Here is a 13,475-nt window from a genome sequence, read left to right on the forward strand (position 1 = left end):
GCTGAAGTAGCCTACGGGATGCGTTGGAGCAAGCCGACGAGACGCTGCGCGTTCTTGCTGAACACGACCGGCGTGAAATGCGCAGACGCCGCCCGCTTCACAACTTCCGCGCGCGTCGGATAGGGCGAGATGAAATTGGTCAGCGCGGTCAGCTTCAATCCGTTCGACATGGCGACGGAAACGAGCTGGAGAATGTCGCCGGCGCCCTCGCCGACGATGGAGGCGCCGACCAGTTTTCCCTTGTACAGCACCAGTTTGCATTCACCGAGTGTCTTGCCCTCGGCAATCGCCCGGTCGTTTTCGTGGAAGGGGAAGGCGGACGTGGTGACCTTGCTGCCGTGTTTGGCAATCGCTTCGGCTTCGGTCAGGCCGAGCTGGGCGACTTCCGGGCTTGTGTACGTCACTGCAGGCACGGGCAGGCTGGAGGCCTTGGTGCCCTGTTTGAAAAGAGCCCGGCGGGTGAAGACCGAGGCGTGCCAGCCGGCGATGTGGGTAAATTGTTCCATCCCGGCGGCGTCGCCCAATGCCCAGACGCGGGGGTTGGAATGCGACCGCAGCTTGTCACCGACGACGATGCCTTTCTGATTGAACTCGACGCCGCCTTTTTCAAGATCCAGCCCGTCCGGTACGGCGCGGCGGCCGGTGGCGACCAGAAGATGGCTGCCTTCGATCATCGGGGCGGCGTCATTGTCCGTATGGACGCGGATGCTGCCGTTTTCCTGTGAAACGCGCTGGGCCTTGTGCTGTTCGAGGATCGTGACGCCTTCCTCCCGCAAGGCCTTGATCGCGATCGCCGCATGCTCGGCATCGGCGCGCGGCATGGCCCGGCCCATTTCGATCACGGTGACCTTCGATCCGAGACGGACAAAGGCTTGCGCCATTTCCAGACCGATCGGGCCACCGCCGAGGATGACGAGGTGGCGGGGCAGGTTCGGCACCGTGAAAATCGTTTCATTTGTGAGGTAAGGCGCATCTTTCAGTCCTTCGATCGGCGGAATGAACGCGCGTGAGCCTGTTGCAATGATGATTCGGCGCGCCTGTGTACGTGAGCTCTCCGAGACGATTGTCTTCTTGTCTGAAAAGCGGGCGGCTTCCCGGATCACGGTCACGCCGAGGCCTTCAAACCGTTCCTGGCTGTCGACCGGGGCGATGGTCGCAATGGCGCCCGCGACGTGAGCCTTGACGGCTTCCCAATCCGTTTTTGGGTCCACAGTCCGGATTCCGTACTTATAAGCTTCGCGCACGCCTGCAGCGGCCTTTGCCGCGCTCAGCAGGGCTTTCGACGGCACGCAGCCATAGTTCAGGCAGTCCCCGCCCATCTCATGCTTTTCATAGAGTACGACTTTCAGTCCGAGCTGGGCGGCGCCGGCCGCGGCGGACAGGCCACCGGATCCGGCTCCGATGATACACAGGTCGGCTTTCAGATCCTGGACGGAAGACGTCATAGAGGCGGGCTTTCGATTGTGGGCGCAGCCGCACCGGCAGTTCGGCGGGCAAAGATTTTTTTCCAGACGACCGGCATCAGCGAGACGACGGCGAGGGCGGCAAAGGCGGGTACGAGATTGCTGGCAACCGCGCCGATGTCGGGGTTTTCACCGGCCTCGAAGGTCGCGCCGAGGCCGGCGCCGATCCAGGTGTAGGCGACAACGCCCGGAATGATGCCGACGGCGGTGGTCAGGGCATAATCTGTATAGCGCGCACCCAGCAGGGCCGGGGCAATGTTGGCCACCGGGAAGGGGACGATGGGCAGGAAGCGCAGGGCGAACATGTAGGAACGGGGATTCTCGTGAAATCCTGTCTCCATTTTGCGCAGGAACGGCCCGGCCCGTTCGCGCAGCATGCTGCCGAAGGCGGTGCGTGCAGCCAGGAACAGCAGGCTTGCCCCGAGTGTCGCACCGATCACGGTCGTAACGGAACCGCCTGCCAGCCCGAAAAGGAACCCGCCCGCAATGGTAATCCAGAGGGCGCCGGGCACCATGAACAGGGTGGAGAGGGCGTAGATCAACACATAAGCCGCAACGGCGATGAACAGGTTCGCCTCGACGAAGCTGCGAAGGGCTTCATGCTGTTCCCGCAGGGTTTGCAGCGACAGGTAGTCGAACAGGCCGAGGCGCCAGCCGGCCAGCAGCCCGCCCGCGATCACATAGACGGGCCAGAGGCGCCGCCAGAGCGGCGCGGCAGATTTGATCTGTGTCTCGGTCATTCGGTTCCGGCCTTCTGCGAGTCGTTGAGGGACCAGTCATAGTCATACGCGCGAATGCGCGGATTGGTGCGGATTTCTTCGGCGAGGCCTGGTTCGGCATATTTCAGGAGATGATCGATGACGGCCTGTTTCGATCCGCCGAAATCGGACTCGAACCAGTCATAGATGGAAGACACGCTCAAACCACGTGGTGTGGGGGTCACGCCGCGCGGGTCGTTGATATAGGCGCGGGCGGCTGCGGTGAGGTCTTCGTCAAGCGTGGCGCCTTGCCAGGCCCTGGTCTGGAGGTTGGGACAGGAGAGGGCGGCGCAATTGATCGCATAGTGGACCAGCGGGGTGGCGAAACGCGGGCGCAGGATGCCGTGTTCGATCTCGTCGAGGGACACGGTCTGGCCGCCGGCGTTCACCTTGATCTTCTTCCAGGGGCCGCCGAACAGGTAGCCGTCGCGGATCGAGCCTGTGGGGTATTTCTCCAGGATATAGCGCACGGTGACGGCATTGTAGAGATTGGCCCAGGCGGCGAAGGTGGCCGCATCGGTTCCCGAAAGATCCATCTCCGCGAAGCTCGCAATGTAAGCGTCCAATGTGGCGCGGTCCTCAGTATCATCCTTGAAGGCGGCATAATCGACCCGGTTCACACCGTCCGTTCCCGGCTGGACGTATTTCTTCAGGAGGCAGGTCCATGCCGCATGGGCCGGTTTTTCCGCAGGCTGCTGCTGGACGACGCCGGAAACCGGCATGACCGGCTGCGCCAACGCACTGAGTGGCGTCAGGATCAGGGCGACAGGCAGGGCAAGACGGCAGGCGGCGGCAGGCATGGGGTTGGCGGGCTCCGGATCGTGCAAACTGAAGCCATGACATAGCGCAGGCGGCCGGGATATGCCCGTCACGCCTCGGTCCGCTGCGATCAAAGAGCCGTGATCGGATCGTCAGACCATTCAGCCGCCTGTCGGGGGTGGATCGATCTCCATCCAGTCCTGTGGCGGCAGGTTGTAGAGCATGTCCATGACTTCGAACCCGATCCCGTTCGGACGCCGGGAGCTGGAGTTCCAGAGGACGACCACGCCGGTGTCGCGGTCCGGGTCGAACAGGATGAAGGAGCGGTACCCCTCGACGGCGCCGCGATGGCCGACGACCCGGTCGCCATTGATGCCATACTTGTAAATCCGCCAGCCAAGGCCGTAGCGGGCGTCACGCACGGTTCCGCGGTAGCGGCTGGACATGCGCCGCTGCTCGCCGCTCGTATAGACACGCGGGGTCTGCAGCATGGTGAGGGCCGCATCGCTGAGCACGTCAGGGGCCAGCCCCATCTGCGCGCGGGCATAGCGGGCAAGATCCAGGATGGAGCCGTTCACGCCGCCCGCGGCCGGAACCCGGTAATAATCGTCATTGACCGTTTTTTCCTGCGGCGGTCCGGGCGCGCGAGACCGTTTGGAATGGGGACGGGCCCAGGATGGGGAGGCCTGCAGCCCGGCCCGGCCGATACTGGCGGTGACCATGCCGAGAGGTTCGAAAACCGAATGCCGGACGGCATCGGCATAGGGGGCGTGCGTGACGTCTTCGACGATTTCGGACACCGCATCGTAGGCGACGTTCTGATAGGTGTGGCAATCGCCGACCGGACAGAGCGGTTTCAGTTTCGCGAGGCTTCTCCGGATTCTCGCGGCATCCCAGCCATCTTCCAGACGGGTGTCATAGGCATTGGGGACGATGCCGAGCCGGTGGGAGAGGACGTCTTCCAGCGTGGCGCGGGTTTCTCCCCCTCCCGGCAGGCGAAGGGAGGTTTTGAAGGCCGATATCGTATCCGTCAGGCTCAGCTGATGCCGGTCGGCGAGGATCGCGACCTCTGTCGCCGCCACGCCTTTGGATAGCGAGGCCCACCGGAAGACGGTTTCATTGGTGACAGGCGACCCGCCGCGTTCGGTGACACCATATCCATTGGCGAAGCTGATTTCCCCCTTGTCGATCACGGCAACGGCAAGCCCGACGATCTCTTCCTCGGCCGACAGCCGGCTGATCCGGGCATCCAGGCGCTTGTAGTCGATCGTCTGGGCGAAAGCGGCAGGAAGCGGTAGCGTTGCAACAAGACAGACAGCCAGCGTGCGCAGGAAACGCATATTCTCATCCCGTGTTTTTACGGCCCGCCCGGAACAAGACACACCAAGACTTTTGGGTTGTGTAAAGTCAGATGGATGGTACCGGGTGAAAACTGTCGGCTGATCCGGCAGCGGGCGGGCTTGCATGGTCGCTTTTCATGCTGATCGCATGACTTGACCCGGCCGCGCCGGGCCTGTATTGGCCCCTCTTTCCGAGACACTTAGCTTCCAGAGCAGACCGATGAAACGCACTTTCCAGCCGAGCAACCTCCGTCGCAAGCGCACGCACGGCTTCCGTGAGCGCATGGGTACCAAGAATGGCCGCAAGGTTCTGGCACGCCGCCGCGCGAAGGGCCGCAAGACTCTTTCTGCGTAACAACGGCGCCAGTCCGCCTCTCCGAAGGAGACGGCCGTGACGGCAGATACCGAAAAGACTTTGATTGAGGTCGTCCGCCTGCGCGTGCGGCCTCAATTCATTTTTGTCCGCGGCGGCCGGGCCGAACGGCGGAAATCCCTCGTTGTTCAGGCGCGTAAGCGGTCAGGCAAGCGGACAGGCCAAGGGATAGGGGAGGCGGCAGCTCCCCATGCCGGGGCGGGTTTCACGGCGACCAAAAAGATCGGGAACGCCGTGATCCGGAACCGGGCCAAGCGGCGTCTGCGCGAGGCAGCACGCCAGCTGTTGCCGCGCCTTGGCCAGCCCGGCTGGGACTATGTGTTCATCGCGCGTCAGGATACCGCTGATATTGGCTGGCCGCGTTTGCTTGACGATATGGAAAGCGCACTGATAAGCCTCGCCGCTGATTAAACCCCTCCGCCCGTCCGGGCGATCCTGCCTAAAGTTTCCGGGACCCCCGAGATGGAAAAAGAAGACCAGCGCAATTTTCTGCTCGCAATGGTGCTGATGATCGCGCTCGTGCTGGGCTATCAGAAATTCTTCGTTGAACCGGCGCAGAAGAAGTACGAAGCGCAACAGGCCGCAATCGAAGCGGAAACCCAGAACAAGACAACCGACACGGGCGTTGTGGCCGTTGACCAGCTGAAGCCGGTCGAAGAAGCCCTGGCCGACTATCCGCGTATCGGGTTCGAAGGTGAAGGCGTGGATGGCTCCATCCGTCTTGCCGGCGCGCGCATCGATGATGTCAGCCTGCATGACTATTACCTCACGGTGGAGAAGAAGCAGGAAGTCCGCCTGTTCCGCCCGGAGAGCAGCGAGTACGGCTACTTCGCGACGTATTACTGGGCCTCCGGCGGAACGCTGGTGGCTGGGCGCAACTCCCCATGGACCCAGGTGTCCGGCGACAAGCTGACCCCGACCACGCCGATTGTCCTGAAGCTGGAAGGCGATGGGGTGACGATCGAGCGGACCGTCTCGCTCGACGAGAACTACATGTTCACCTTCACAGACAAGGTGACCAACACGTCCGATACCGCGCGCAGCTTCCGTGCGGTCGGCTCGATTGAACGGTTTGGCGATTTCAAGGGCTTCCTTGAGGCGACCGACCCTGGCTCCTCGGTGTCCACAGCCGCGCATATGGGCCTGATGGGCAATACGGACGGCTCGTTGCGGCTGAAGAAGTTCAGTGGCCTCTACAAGATGAAAGACATCAAGGGAGAGTCTCCCGACGGGACATTCCCGGCGCCGAATGGCGGTTGGTGGGGCCTGTCTGACAAATATTGGCTGGGCGCGCTGATCCCGCAGCAGGACATGGCCTTCTCCGGCCTGATCGACAAGAAGAAGCTCGCCACCGGCAAGGACCTGGAGCTTCGGACCGAATCTGCCTCGCTTGACCTCGCGCCGGGCGCCAGTGCCACCATGGAAAACCGCATCTTCGCCGGCGCCAAGCGCTACGAAGTGCTGAAGGACTACGAAAAGAACCTCGGCATCCCGAAATTCGAGGATGCCATCGACTGGGGTATGTTGTTCTTCCTGACCAAGCCCTTCTTCTATGCGCTCGAATGGCTGTCCGGTATCGTCGGATCCTTCGGCTGGGCGATCCTGGCCTTCACGGTGATGGTCAAGCTGCCGCTCGTGCCGCTCTACAATCAGAGCTACAAGTCGATGGCGAAGATGAAGAAGCTGCAGGAGCCGACCGCGGAGATCCGCGAACGCTTCAAGGCCGATCCTCAACGCCAGCAGCAGGAGATCATGAAGCTGTACAAGGAAGAGGGGGCCAACCCGCTCGGCGGCTGCCTGCCGATCCTTGTGACGATCCCGATCTTCTTCGCCCTGTTCAAGACGCTCTACGCCACGATCGAAATGCGCCATGCCTCCTTCCTGTTCCTGAAGGACCTTTCGGCGCCGGACCCGACGGCAATCGGGAACTTGTTCGGCCTGATCCCGTGGTGGTCTGCGGCTGACCTGAAATCCATTCCCTTCATCGGCATGGTGATCGGCGTGGGGATCCTGCCGATCCTCTACGGCGCGACCATGGCGGCTCTCCAGACCCTGTCGCCGCCGCCGCCGGACCCGATGCAGCGCCGCATGATCCAGTTCATGCCGCTGATCTTCCTGTTCGTGTTCGGAGGGTTCCCGGCTGGCCTGGTCATGTACTATATCTGGTCGAATACGCTGTCCTTCATCCAGCAATACTTCATCATGCGCCGGAACGGTGTCGATACCGAGATCGGCAAGTTCGTGAAAAAGATTTTCACGGGCGGCAAGGAACCAGCCAGCTGATCCGATGACAGAAGAAACAGGCCCCAGCGATGACGCCCTGGAAGCAGGCCGCCGCCTGTTTGCGGGTGAGGCCACCTTCGTCATGGGCGTGGTGAATCTGAAGCAGTTGCCGACAGCCGACCGGACCGAAGTCTGCTTTGCCGGCCGTTCAAATGTTGGCAAGTCCAGCCTGATCAACGCACTGACGAACCGGGCGAAACTGGCGCGGTCCTCGGCGGAACCGGGGCGGACGCGGGAGCTCAACTATTTCGACATCGGCGAGGGCCAGCTCTATCTCGTTGACCTGCCGGGATTTGGCTACGCCAAGGTGTCCCGGTCCCAGACCGAGGCGTGGACACGCCTGACAAAGTCCTACCTGCGCGGGCGTCCGTCCCTGCGCCGGGTCTTCCTGCTCGTCGATGGCCGCCGTGGCCTGATGGACACGGATGAGGACGTGATGAACATGATGGACAAGTCCGCCGTCACTTATCAGATCGTCCTGACCAAGGTGGACAAGGTACCGAAGGGCGAAATCGAGACGCTGGCGGCGAAGATCGAGGCCAAGCTCAAAAAACGCGGTGCCGCCCATCCGGTGGTGCTCATGACCTCCTCCGATAAAGGGTGGGGCATCCCTGAACTTCGCGCCGAGATCGCAGGCCTGATCTAGTCCGCATCCGCGCCCGGATGATAACGCCGTGTCGCGCTTTCGGCGATTTGCAACCAGTCGAGATGGGCCTTGCGCCAGTTTTCCGTCGCGAACAGTTCTGCCTGGTCGGCATAATGGGGTGAGTTCGGATCCAGCGTGGCTGATCCGAAGGGATGGATGACCCGGGCGGTCTGGTTTCCGTCGCTGTCCCACTCCACAAGCGCAATCCAGGTGTCGCCGGCATTCATGTGCAGTTCGCCATCATCCCGGATGCTGGACGGGTAGACCGCCCGCAGTGTGTCCGGCCCGCCGCTGATCGGCCAGGTCTGGTTGCCCCGGGCAAGCTTGTTGACCTCGCCCCATTCCGGATCGATGCGGCCATGGTGGGTGTTCAGCCAGCTGACGGCTTCCCGGAAGGCGGTTTCGGGAGTGGGGGGCGGTTCGTGCGTGAAACGCGCCGTAATCTGGCGCAGTGTGGTCAGCCCGCCAAGCGCGGCGTGGCGGGACTCCATATCCATGCCGAAATCCCATTCCGCGAGGAAGGCGGCCGCTTCGGCCAGGTCCGGCTCATCGCTCCAGTCATGCGCAAGGACGGCATCGACCACCTGTTGCGCCTCGGATCCTTCGGCATAGGCCGTGTCGAACTTGATGGACAGCAGCCGGTCCCGGTCCATGGTTCCGGTGCCATCGGTCAGCTCCATGATGCGAAGGGCGCGGTTTGTCTGGTTGGTCTGCAGGCCCATGCTTTGCGGGAAATCATCCGGCGCCAGATTGTCCGGCCCGTCCGTCGCACTGTAGGGCGTGTTGTTGGCGTTGAAGACAAAGCCGGAGGCAGGATTGATCAGTTTCGGCACGTCCGCCCAGTCGCGATAGCCGTCCCAGATCAGATCCGACCGGTCGCCCGGCAGGTCGCCGCTCCAGTCCCAGGCATCATCGCGGGCGGGGTATTGTGCATTATGGATAAAGCCGACATTCCCGTTCTTGTCGGCAAAGATGTAATTGATCGAGGGCAGGGCGTTCAGTGACATTGCGCTCAGGAAGCTGTCGAGGCCGGTGGATTTGTTGAGGCGGTAATACTGTTCCAGCTGCCGGATCTCGCCCATGCCGGCATACCGGATGGCATAGGTGCCGGTGGGTGCCTCGATCACCGGTCCGTGGGCAGAGCGCAGGACAGGGCGTTTCACCTTCAGGGCAAAAGGTCCCCATAGTTTCACATGCAGGGTCGCCGTGGATTTCTCGAAGTCCTGCCACGCCCCATCCAGCATGTACTGGTCCTTGTTGTCCGGATTGCGGGTCAGGACATAGGTATCCGACAGGTCCTGCGCGCTGACCGTGTTGGCCCAGCCGATGTCATGGTTGAACCCATGCAGGATGACCGGCGTGCCGGGGAAAATGCCGCCCGTGATGTCCAGCCCTTCATCCGACGCAATCTGCGCCTCATACCAGGCGACCGGTCCGGTCAGCGGCTGGTGAGAGTTGATGATCAGGCGCGTGACACCATCGCCGCTGCGGGCGGGGGAGACGGCGAACGCGTTTGATCCGCGTTCAGACAGGGGCTTGGGCGCCATCAGGAAGGCTTTGTCATCTCCCTGCGGGGCGAGGGCGATGGCTTGCGTGTAATCGTCCGAGAACAGGCCGGTCAGCGTTTCGTCCAGGCCGTAGAAGAAGGGCGTCTTGAACAGGAAGCCCGCGATGATGTCCTGAGGGGTGAAGGGGGCAAGCCCGGCCCATGTTTCGTCCGGATGCTCTGAGGCGTACAGGTTCAGTCCAGCCGAATAGGCGTCTGCCAACGCCTTCACATCATCCGGCACATCGCTTTCATATCGGGCGTCGATTGTCTCCCAGACGCCCAGAAGGGAGACGAGGTAATCGGCGGGTGCGGCGTCCTTTCCCCGGTAGCGCGCGAGGCGCCCGCGGGTGACGGCGACGACTTCCTGGATGGTCTCGAAATCATCCTCGGCGTGGGCGTAGGCAAGTCCGAAGGAGGCGTCCCGGTCCCGTTTGCCACGGATGTGCGGCACGCCATATTCGTCACGCAGGATTTCAGCGTCATAGCCGTCAGCGGTCGCTGCCAGAATGGCCGGAGGCGGGTTTGCTGGCAGGGGATCCCACAGAAAGATGCCGGCGCCTGCAAGAACGACGAGGGCGAGCCCCCCGAAACCGGACAGAATTCTTATCATCGATTGTGCTTCCTCAACCCGTACCGGCTGCAACCTTAGGAGCCTTTTCCGGCACGGCAAGCGGCTTGTCGGCCCGGGCGAACCCGGCGCTTGGAGACGTGGCTCGGATTGCTGCGGCGAATAGGCGTTTCGTCCTGCCGCAAAGCGCGGTAAAGGGGCGGCCATGACCGATAAGTTCTCTGCTGCCCAGTTCACCGCGAAGACCCTGTCAGAGGCGCTGCCCTATATTCAGCGCTATGTCGGGCAGATCGTGGTCGTGAAATATGGCGGCCATGCCATGGTGGATGAGTCGCTCTCCGCCATGTTCGCCCGCGATGTGGTCCTGCTGAAGACACTCGGGATCCACCCGGTGATCGTGCATGGCGGTGGGCCGCAGATCGGCAAGCTGCTGGACCGGCTGGGCATCGCGTCGGAATTCAAGGGCGGCCTGCGCGTGACCGACGAAGCGACGATGGAAGTGGTGGAGATGGTCCTCTCCGGCCCGATCAACAAATCCATCGTCCGGGCGATCAACCAGGCGGGCGGCCTGGCGGTTGGCCTGTCGGGGTCCGATGGCCAGCTGCTGCAGGCGACGAAGGCCACCAAGACCGAGCGCGACCCTGACAGCCATATCGAACAGGTGCTGGACCTCGGCTTCGTGGGAGAGCCCACAGGGGTCGATACCAGCGTGATTGAGGCGCTTTTGCAGGCCGATTCGCAGCTGATCCCGGTTGTGGCCCCGGTTGCAATGGGCCCCGATGGGCACCGGTTCAACGTCAATGCAGACATCGCCGCCGGCGCCCTTGCCGAAGCGCTGGGAGCCAGCCGCCTTCTGCTGCTGACAGACGTCGCCGGCGTGCTGGACAAGGACAAGAACCTGATGCGTGACATCAAGGTGGGGACCATTCCGGGTCTCATCGAAGATGGCACAGCTGTTGGCGGCATGATTCCGAAGCTTGAAACCGCGGCACATTCCGTAAATCATGGTGTTGGGGCGGCGGTTATTCTGGATGGACGTGCGCCGCACGCCCTCCTCATGGAGCTGTTTACCGAACATGGCGCTGGAACGCTCATTTCGTAACGTCCTGGCGGCCCTTGTGGCTGCCGTCTGTTTTCCCGGGTTTACCGCTTCCGCGCAGGGAAGCGGGGCGACGGACGGTTGGACCCTTTGCAACAAGACATCCTACATCATCGATGCCGCTTTTGGCGTACCCGAGGAAAAGGATGTCACGGTTGAAGGCTGGCTGAAACTCCGGCCGGGCGAGTGCAAGGTCGCCGTCGAGACACCGCTGGAGCCAAAATACCATTTCCTTTATGCGCGAACCTCGCTGGCCCACCGCGGCGGGGCGCGGGAATGGGGCGGCCGCACGGAATTGTGCGTCGACCCGACCGGAAGCTTCACGCTGGAAAACCCGCCTGAATGTGCCCCCATGGGGCTGGAGGCGCGTGGCTTCCGGGCTGTGGAGATTTCCAGCAAGGTGCGCTGGCGGACAGACCTGACCGAGATCGAGAATTACAGCCTGGACAAGGCCCGCGCAGCTGGCCTGCAACGGCTTCTTGAAGAGGCCGGCATCACGAGCGGCGCCATCGACGGCAATATCGGCCGCCGCACCCGCCTCGCCATTGGCGAGTTCCTGAAACAGAACAAGCTCCCTGCGACGACGTCAGACGATGACCTCATCGATTTCCTTGAACAGGTGGCGAAGGAGCGAGGCCGCAATGTCGGCTTCACGCTGTGTAACCGCACCAAGAAACGGATCTGGAGTTCGATCGCCCGGCGCGGCGCCGAAGGCTGGGAAAGCCGCGGCTGGTGGCTGCTGGAAGCGGGCGGGTGTGCCCGCGTGATCGACCGTCCGCTGCGGGGCACGGAATATTACGTCTATGGCGAGATGGAAGACGGCTCGAAGATCCGCACGCTGTCCAAGGCGTCTGATGCGTTTTGCGTCGGCCATGCGAAATTCGCCATTGCCGGGCGCGACCAGTGCGAGGGGTCGGCCTATCGTACGGCCCTGTTCGCCGCCACGCCCCCGCCGAACGAACGCAAGCTGGTCTTCGAATTCTTCGAGCGGGACTTTGCCAAGGCCGGCGGCAATGACCGCTAAGTCTGCCGGCGTCCACATCGCCCCTTTCGGGAAATTCAATCACGTCGCAGACTGGGTGTTCGATCTCGACAACACGCTTTACCCGGCCGAATGCGACCTCTTCGCCGAGATCGACACACGCATGACGGCATTCGTCTCCCGTGTGCTGGCCTTGCCGCCGCAGCAGGCGCGCAAGGTGCAGAAGGATTATTACAAGACCTATGGCACGACGCTGTCGGGGCTGATGCATGTCAACCAGATCGAACCGGCCGATTTCCTGCACTATGTGCACGACATTGACCTGTCACCCCTGCCGGACTTGCCGGACCTGCGCGCGGCCATCGAGGCACTGCCTGGCCGGAAATTCGTCTACACCAATGGCTCGCGCCGCCATGCCGAGCGCGTGACCGAAAAGATGGGCCTCTCCCACCTGTTCCATGACAGTTTCGGAATTGAGGACGCCGCCTATACGCCAAAGCCCCGGCAGGGTTCCTATGACCGGTTCTGCGGCCTGCATGACGTTGACCCGAAACAGTCCATCTTCTTTGAAGATCTCGCCCGCAACCTGTTGCCAGCCAAGGAAATGGGCTTCACCACGGTGCTGGTTCATTCCGAAAAGGACTGGAGCCACGAGCCCATCGAGGCCCGCCCTGCGACGCTTGAGGACATTTTGAAGGATGACGGGCCGGATCACATCGACTATGTCACCGGCGACCTCTCGGCCTTTCTCGAAGCGGCCCGGGATACATTGAAATAAAAACCAAGACTGAAAAACAAAAACTGGGGGACAACCCATGACCGAAGCCCTTGCCCGCGTAATCAACTCTGCCTGGGAGGCGCGCGATACGCTCTCCACCGACACGAAAGGCGAAGTGCGCGATGTCGTGGATGCCGCGATCGAGCTGATCGACAGCGGCCAAGCCCGCGTGGCCGAAAAAGGCGCCGATGGTGAATGGGTCGTGCACCAATGGCTGAAGAAAGCCGTGCTGCTGTCTTTCCGTCTTAACGCCAATGGCATGATCGGCGGTGTGCCGGGCGGCGGCAATTGGTGGGACAAAGTGCCTTCCAAGTTTGAAGGCTGGGGCGAGACCGAGTTCAAGGAAGCCGGGTTTCGTGCCGTCCCGCCTTGTGCTGTTCGCCGCGGCGCGTTTGTGGCGCCGAATGCCGTGCTGATGCCGTCTTATGTGAATATCGGCGCCTATGTCGGTGAAGGCACGATGATCGACACCTGGGCCTCTGTGGGCTCGTGCGCGCAGGTCGGTGCGAACTGCCACATCTCCGCGGGCACGGGCATCGGCGGCGTGCTTGAGCCGCTGCAGGCGAACCCGACCATTATCGAAGACAATTGCTTCATCGGCGCGCGGTCCGAAGTCGTCGAAGGCGTGATCGTGGGGGAGGGGTCTGTGATCGCCATGGGCGTGTTCATCACCCAGTCCACCAAGATCGTGAACCGCGCCACCGGCGAGATCAGCTATGGCAAGATCCCGCCTTACTCCGTCGTCGTGCCGGGCACGCTGCCGGACAAGAATGGCGGGCCGAGCCTCGCCTGCGCCGTCATCGTGAAAACGGTCGACGCCCAGACCCGCTCCAAGACCGGCGTGAACGAACTGCTGCGGGCCTAGCGGCCTGCGGGT

13 protein-coding genes are annotated in these 13,475 nt (G+C 62.4%); 8 read left to right on the top strand and 5 right to left on the bottom strand.

The genetic code is table 11. The features are described from left to right. Window positions 1-11: 11 nt before the first annotated feature. The 4 genes from HAD_RS04990 to HAD_RS05005 all read right to left on the bottom strand — a co-directional run bounded on the left by HAD_RS04990 (window position 12) and on the right by HAD_RS05005 (window position 4,320). On the bottom strand, window positions 12-1,445 hold the full coding sequence (locus HAD_RS04990; RefSeq protein WP_035569755.1) for a dihydrolipoyl dehydrogenase family protein: 1,434 nt from the start codon (window positions 1,443-1,445) through the stop codon (window positions 12-14). Beyond that, on the bottom strand, window positions 1,442-2,203 hold the full coding sequence (locus HAD_RS04995) for a TVP38/TMEM64 family protein (protein WP_035569756.1): 762 nt from the start codon (window positions 2,201-2,203) through the stop codon (window positions 1,442-1,444). The genes HAD_RS04990 and HAD_RS04995 overlap by 4 nt, the downstream gene beginning before the upstream one ends. Next, window positions 2,200-3,021, bottom strand: a complete 822-nt coding sequence (locus HAD_RS05000) for a DUF547 domain-containing protein (protein ID WP_035569757.1) — start codon at window positions 3,019-3,021, stop codon at window positions 2,200-2,202. Before HAD_RS05000 ends, HAD_RS04995 begins: the two co-directional genes overlap by 4 nt. A 120-nt stretch (window positions 3,022-3,141) precedes the next feature. Next, the gene (locus tag HAD_RS05005) at window positions 3,142-4,320 is read right to left on the bottom strand and encodes a serine hydrolase domain-containing protein (protein WP_051595931.1); all 1,179 of its coding nucleotides are present in this window, start codon (window positions 4,318-4,320) and stop codon (window positions 3,142-3,144) included. A 220-nt stretch (window positions 4,321-4,540) separates the two neighbouring features. Here HAD_RS05005 and rpmH point away from each other — a divergent pair, with 220 nt between their 5' ends. The 4 genes from rpmH to yihA are packed head-to-tail and all read left to right on the top strand — an operon-like array spanning window position 4,541 to window position 7,622. After that, window positions 4,541-4,675 carry a 50S ribosomal protein L34 gene (gene rpmH, locus HAD_RS05010; protein ID WP_035569758.1) on the top strand — a complete coding sequence of 45 codons (135 nt, stop codon included), beginning with the start codon at window positions 4,541-4,543 and terminating at the stop codon, window positions 4,673-4,675. A 36-nt stretch (window positions 4,676-4,711) separates the two neighbouring features. Continuing rightward, window positions 4,712-5,104, top strand: a complete 393-nt coding sequence (gene rnpA / locus HAD_RS05015) for a ribonuclease P protein component (protein WP_035569759.1) — start codon at window positions 4,712-4,714, stop codon at window positions 5,102-5,104. Between the two features lie 51 nt (window positions 5,105-5,155). After that, entirely contained in the window at window positions 5,156-6,976 is a 1,821-nt protein-coding gene (yidC, locus tag HAD_RS05020) for a membrane protein insertase YidC (protein ID WP_035569764.1), read from the top strand. Between the two features lie 4 nt (window positions 6,977-6,980). Then, window positions 6,981-7,622: a ribosome biogenesis GTP-binding protein YihA/YsxC gene (yihA, locus tag HAD_RS05025; protein ID WP_035569765.1), complete on the top strand. Its 642-nt coding sequence runs from the start codon at window positions 6,981-6,983 to the stop codon at window positions 7,620-7,622. Here yihA and HAD_RS05030 read toward each other — a convergent pair. Next, complete coding sequence (locus tag HAD_RS05030; protein WP_035569766.1) at window positions 7,619-9,781, bottom strand: penicillin acylase family protein; 2,163 nt, start codon at window positions 9,779-9,781, stop codon at window positions 7,619-7,621. The genes yihA and HAD_RS05030 overlap by 4 nt on opposite strands. Before the next feature lie 163 nt (window positions 9,782-9,944). Here HAD_RS05030 and argB point away from each other — a divergent pair, with 163 nt between their 5' ends. Genes argB through dapD form a run of 4 tightly spaced genes read left to right on the top strand, consistent with a single transcriptional unit; the run spans window position 9,945 to window position 13,463 of the window. After that, window positions 9,945-10,841, top strand: coding sequence for an acetylglutamate kinase (gene argB / locus HAD_RS05035; RefSeq protein ID WP_035569767.1), 897 nt, complete (start codon window positions 9,945-9,947; stop codon window positions 10,839-10,841). Then, window positions 10,816-11,862, top strand: a complete 1,047-nt coding sequence (locus HAD_RS05040) for a DUF1036 domain-containing protein (protein WP_035569769.1) — start codon at window positions 10,816-10,818, stop codon at window positions 11,860-11,862. The genes argB and HAD_RS05040 overlap by 26 nt, the downstream gene beginning before the upstream one ends. Next, window positions 11,852-12,598, top strand: a complete 747-nt coding sequence (locus HAD_RS05045; RefSeq protein ID WP_035569770.1) for a pyrimidine 5'-nucleotidase — start codon at window positions 11,852-11,854, stop codon at window positions 12,596-12,598. The genes HAD_RS05040 and HAD_RS05045 overlap by 11 nt, the downstream gene beginning before the upstream one ends. Before the next feature lie 37 nt (window positions 12,599-12,635). After that, on the top strand, window positions 12,636-13,463 hold the full coding sequence (gene dapD / locus HAD_RS05050; RefSeq protein WP_035569771.1) for a 2,3,4,5-tetrahydropyridine-2,6-dicarboxylate N-succinyltransferase: 828 nt from the start codon (window positions 12,636-12,638) through the stop codon (window positions 13,461-13,463). Window positions 13,464-13,475 lie beyond the last annotated feature (12 nt).

This window comes from Hyphomonas adhaerens MHS-3 (assembly GCF_000685235.1).
GTDB classification, from domain to species: domain Bacteria; phylum Pseudomonadota; class Alphaproteobacteria; order Caulobacterales; family Hyphomonadaceae; genus Hyphomonas; species Hyphomonas adhaerens.

Excerpts from the sequence above, each read along its gene's own strand:
- HAD_RS05005 (WP_051595931.1), bottom strand. The coding sequence starts at position 4,320 with ATGCGTTTCCTGCGCACGCTGGCTGTCTGTCTTGTTGCAACGCTACCG.
- HAD_RS05040 (WP_035569769.1), top strand. The coding sequence starts at position 10,816 with ATGGCGCTGGAACGCTCATTTCGTAACGTCCTGGCGGCCCTTGTGGCT.
- dapD (WP_035569771.1), top strand. The coding sequence starts at position 12,636 with ATGACCGAAGCCCTTGCCCGCGTAATCAACTCTGCCTGGGAGGCGCGC.
- HAD_RS04995 (WP_035569756.1), bottom strand. The coding sequence starts at position 2,203 with ATGACCGAGACACAGATCAAATCTGCCGCGCCGCTCTGGCGGCGCCTC.
- yihA (WP_035569765.1), top strand. The coding sequence starts at position 6,981 with ATGACAGAAGAAACAGGCCCCAGCGATGACGCCCTGGAAGCAGGCCGC.
- HAD_RS04990 (WP_035569755.1), bottom strand. The coding sequence starts at position 1,445 with ATGACGTCTTCCGTCCAGGATCTGAAAGCCGACCTGTGTATCATCGGA.
- HAD_RS05045 (WP_035569770.1), top strand. The coding sequence starts at position 11,852 with ATGACCGCTAAGTCTGCCGGCGTCCACATCGCCCCTTTCGGGAAATTC.
- HAD_RS05000 (WP_035569757.1), bottom strand. The coding sequence starts at position 3,021 with ATGCCTGCCGCCGCCTGCCGTCTTGCCCTGCCTGTCGCCCTGATCCTG.
- HAD_RS05030 (WP_035569766.1), bottom strand. The coding sequence starts at position 9,781 with ATGATAAGAATTCTGTCCGGTTTCGGGGGGCTCGCCCTCGTCGTTCTT.
- yidC (WP_035569764.1), top strand. The coding sequence starts at position 5,156 with ATGGAAAAAGAAGACCAGCGCAATTTTCTGCTCGCAATGGTGCTGATG.
- argB (WP_035569767.1), top strand. The coding sequence starts at position 9,945 with ATGACCGATAAGTTCTCTGCTGCCCAGTTCACCGCGAAGACCCTGTCA.
- rpmH (WP_035569758.1), top strand. The coding sequence starts at position 4,541 with ATGAAACGCACTTTCCAGCCGAGCAACCTCCGTCGCAAGCGCACGCAC.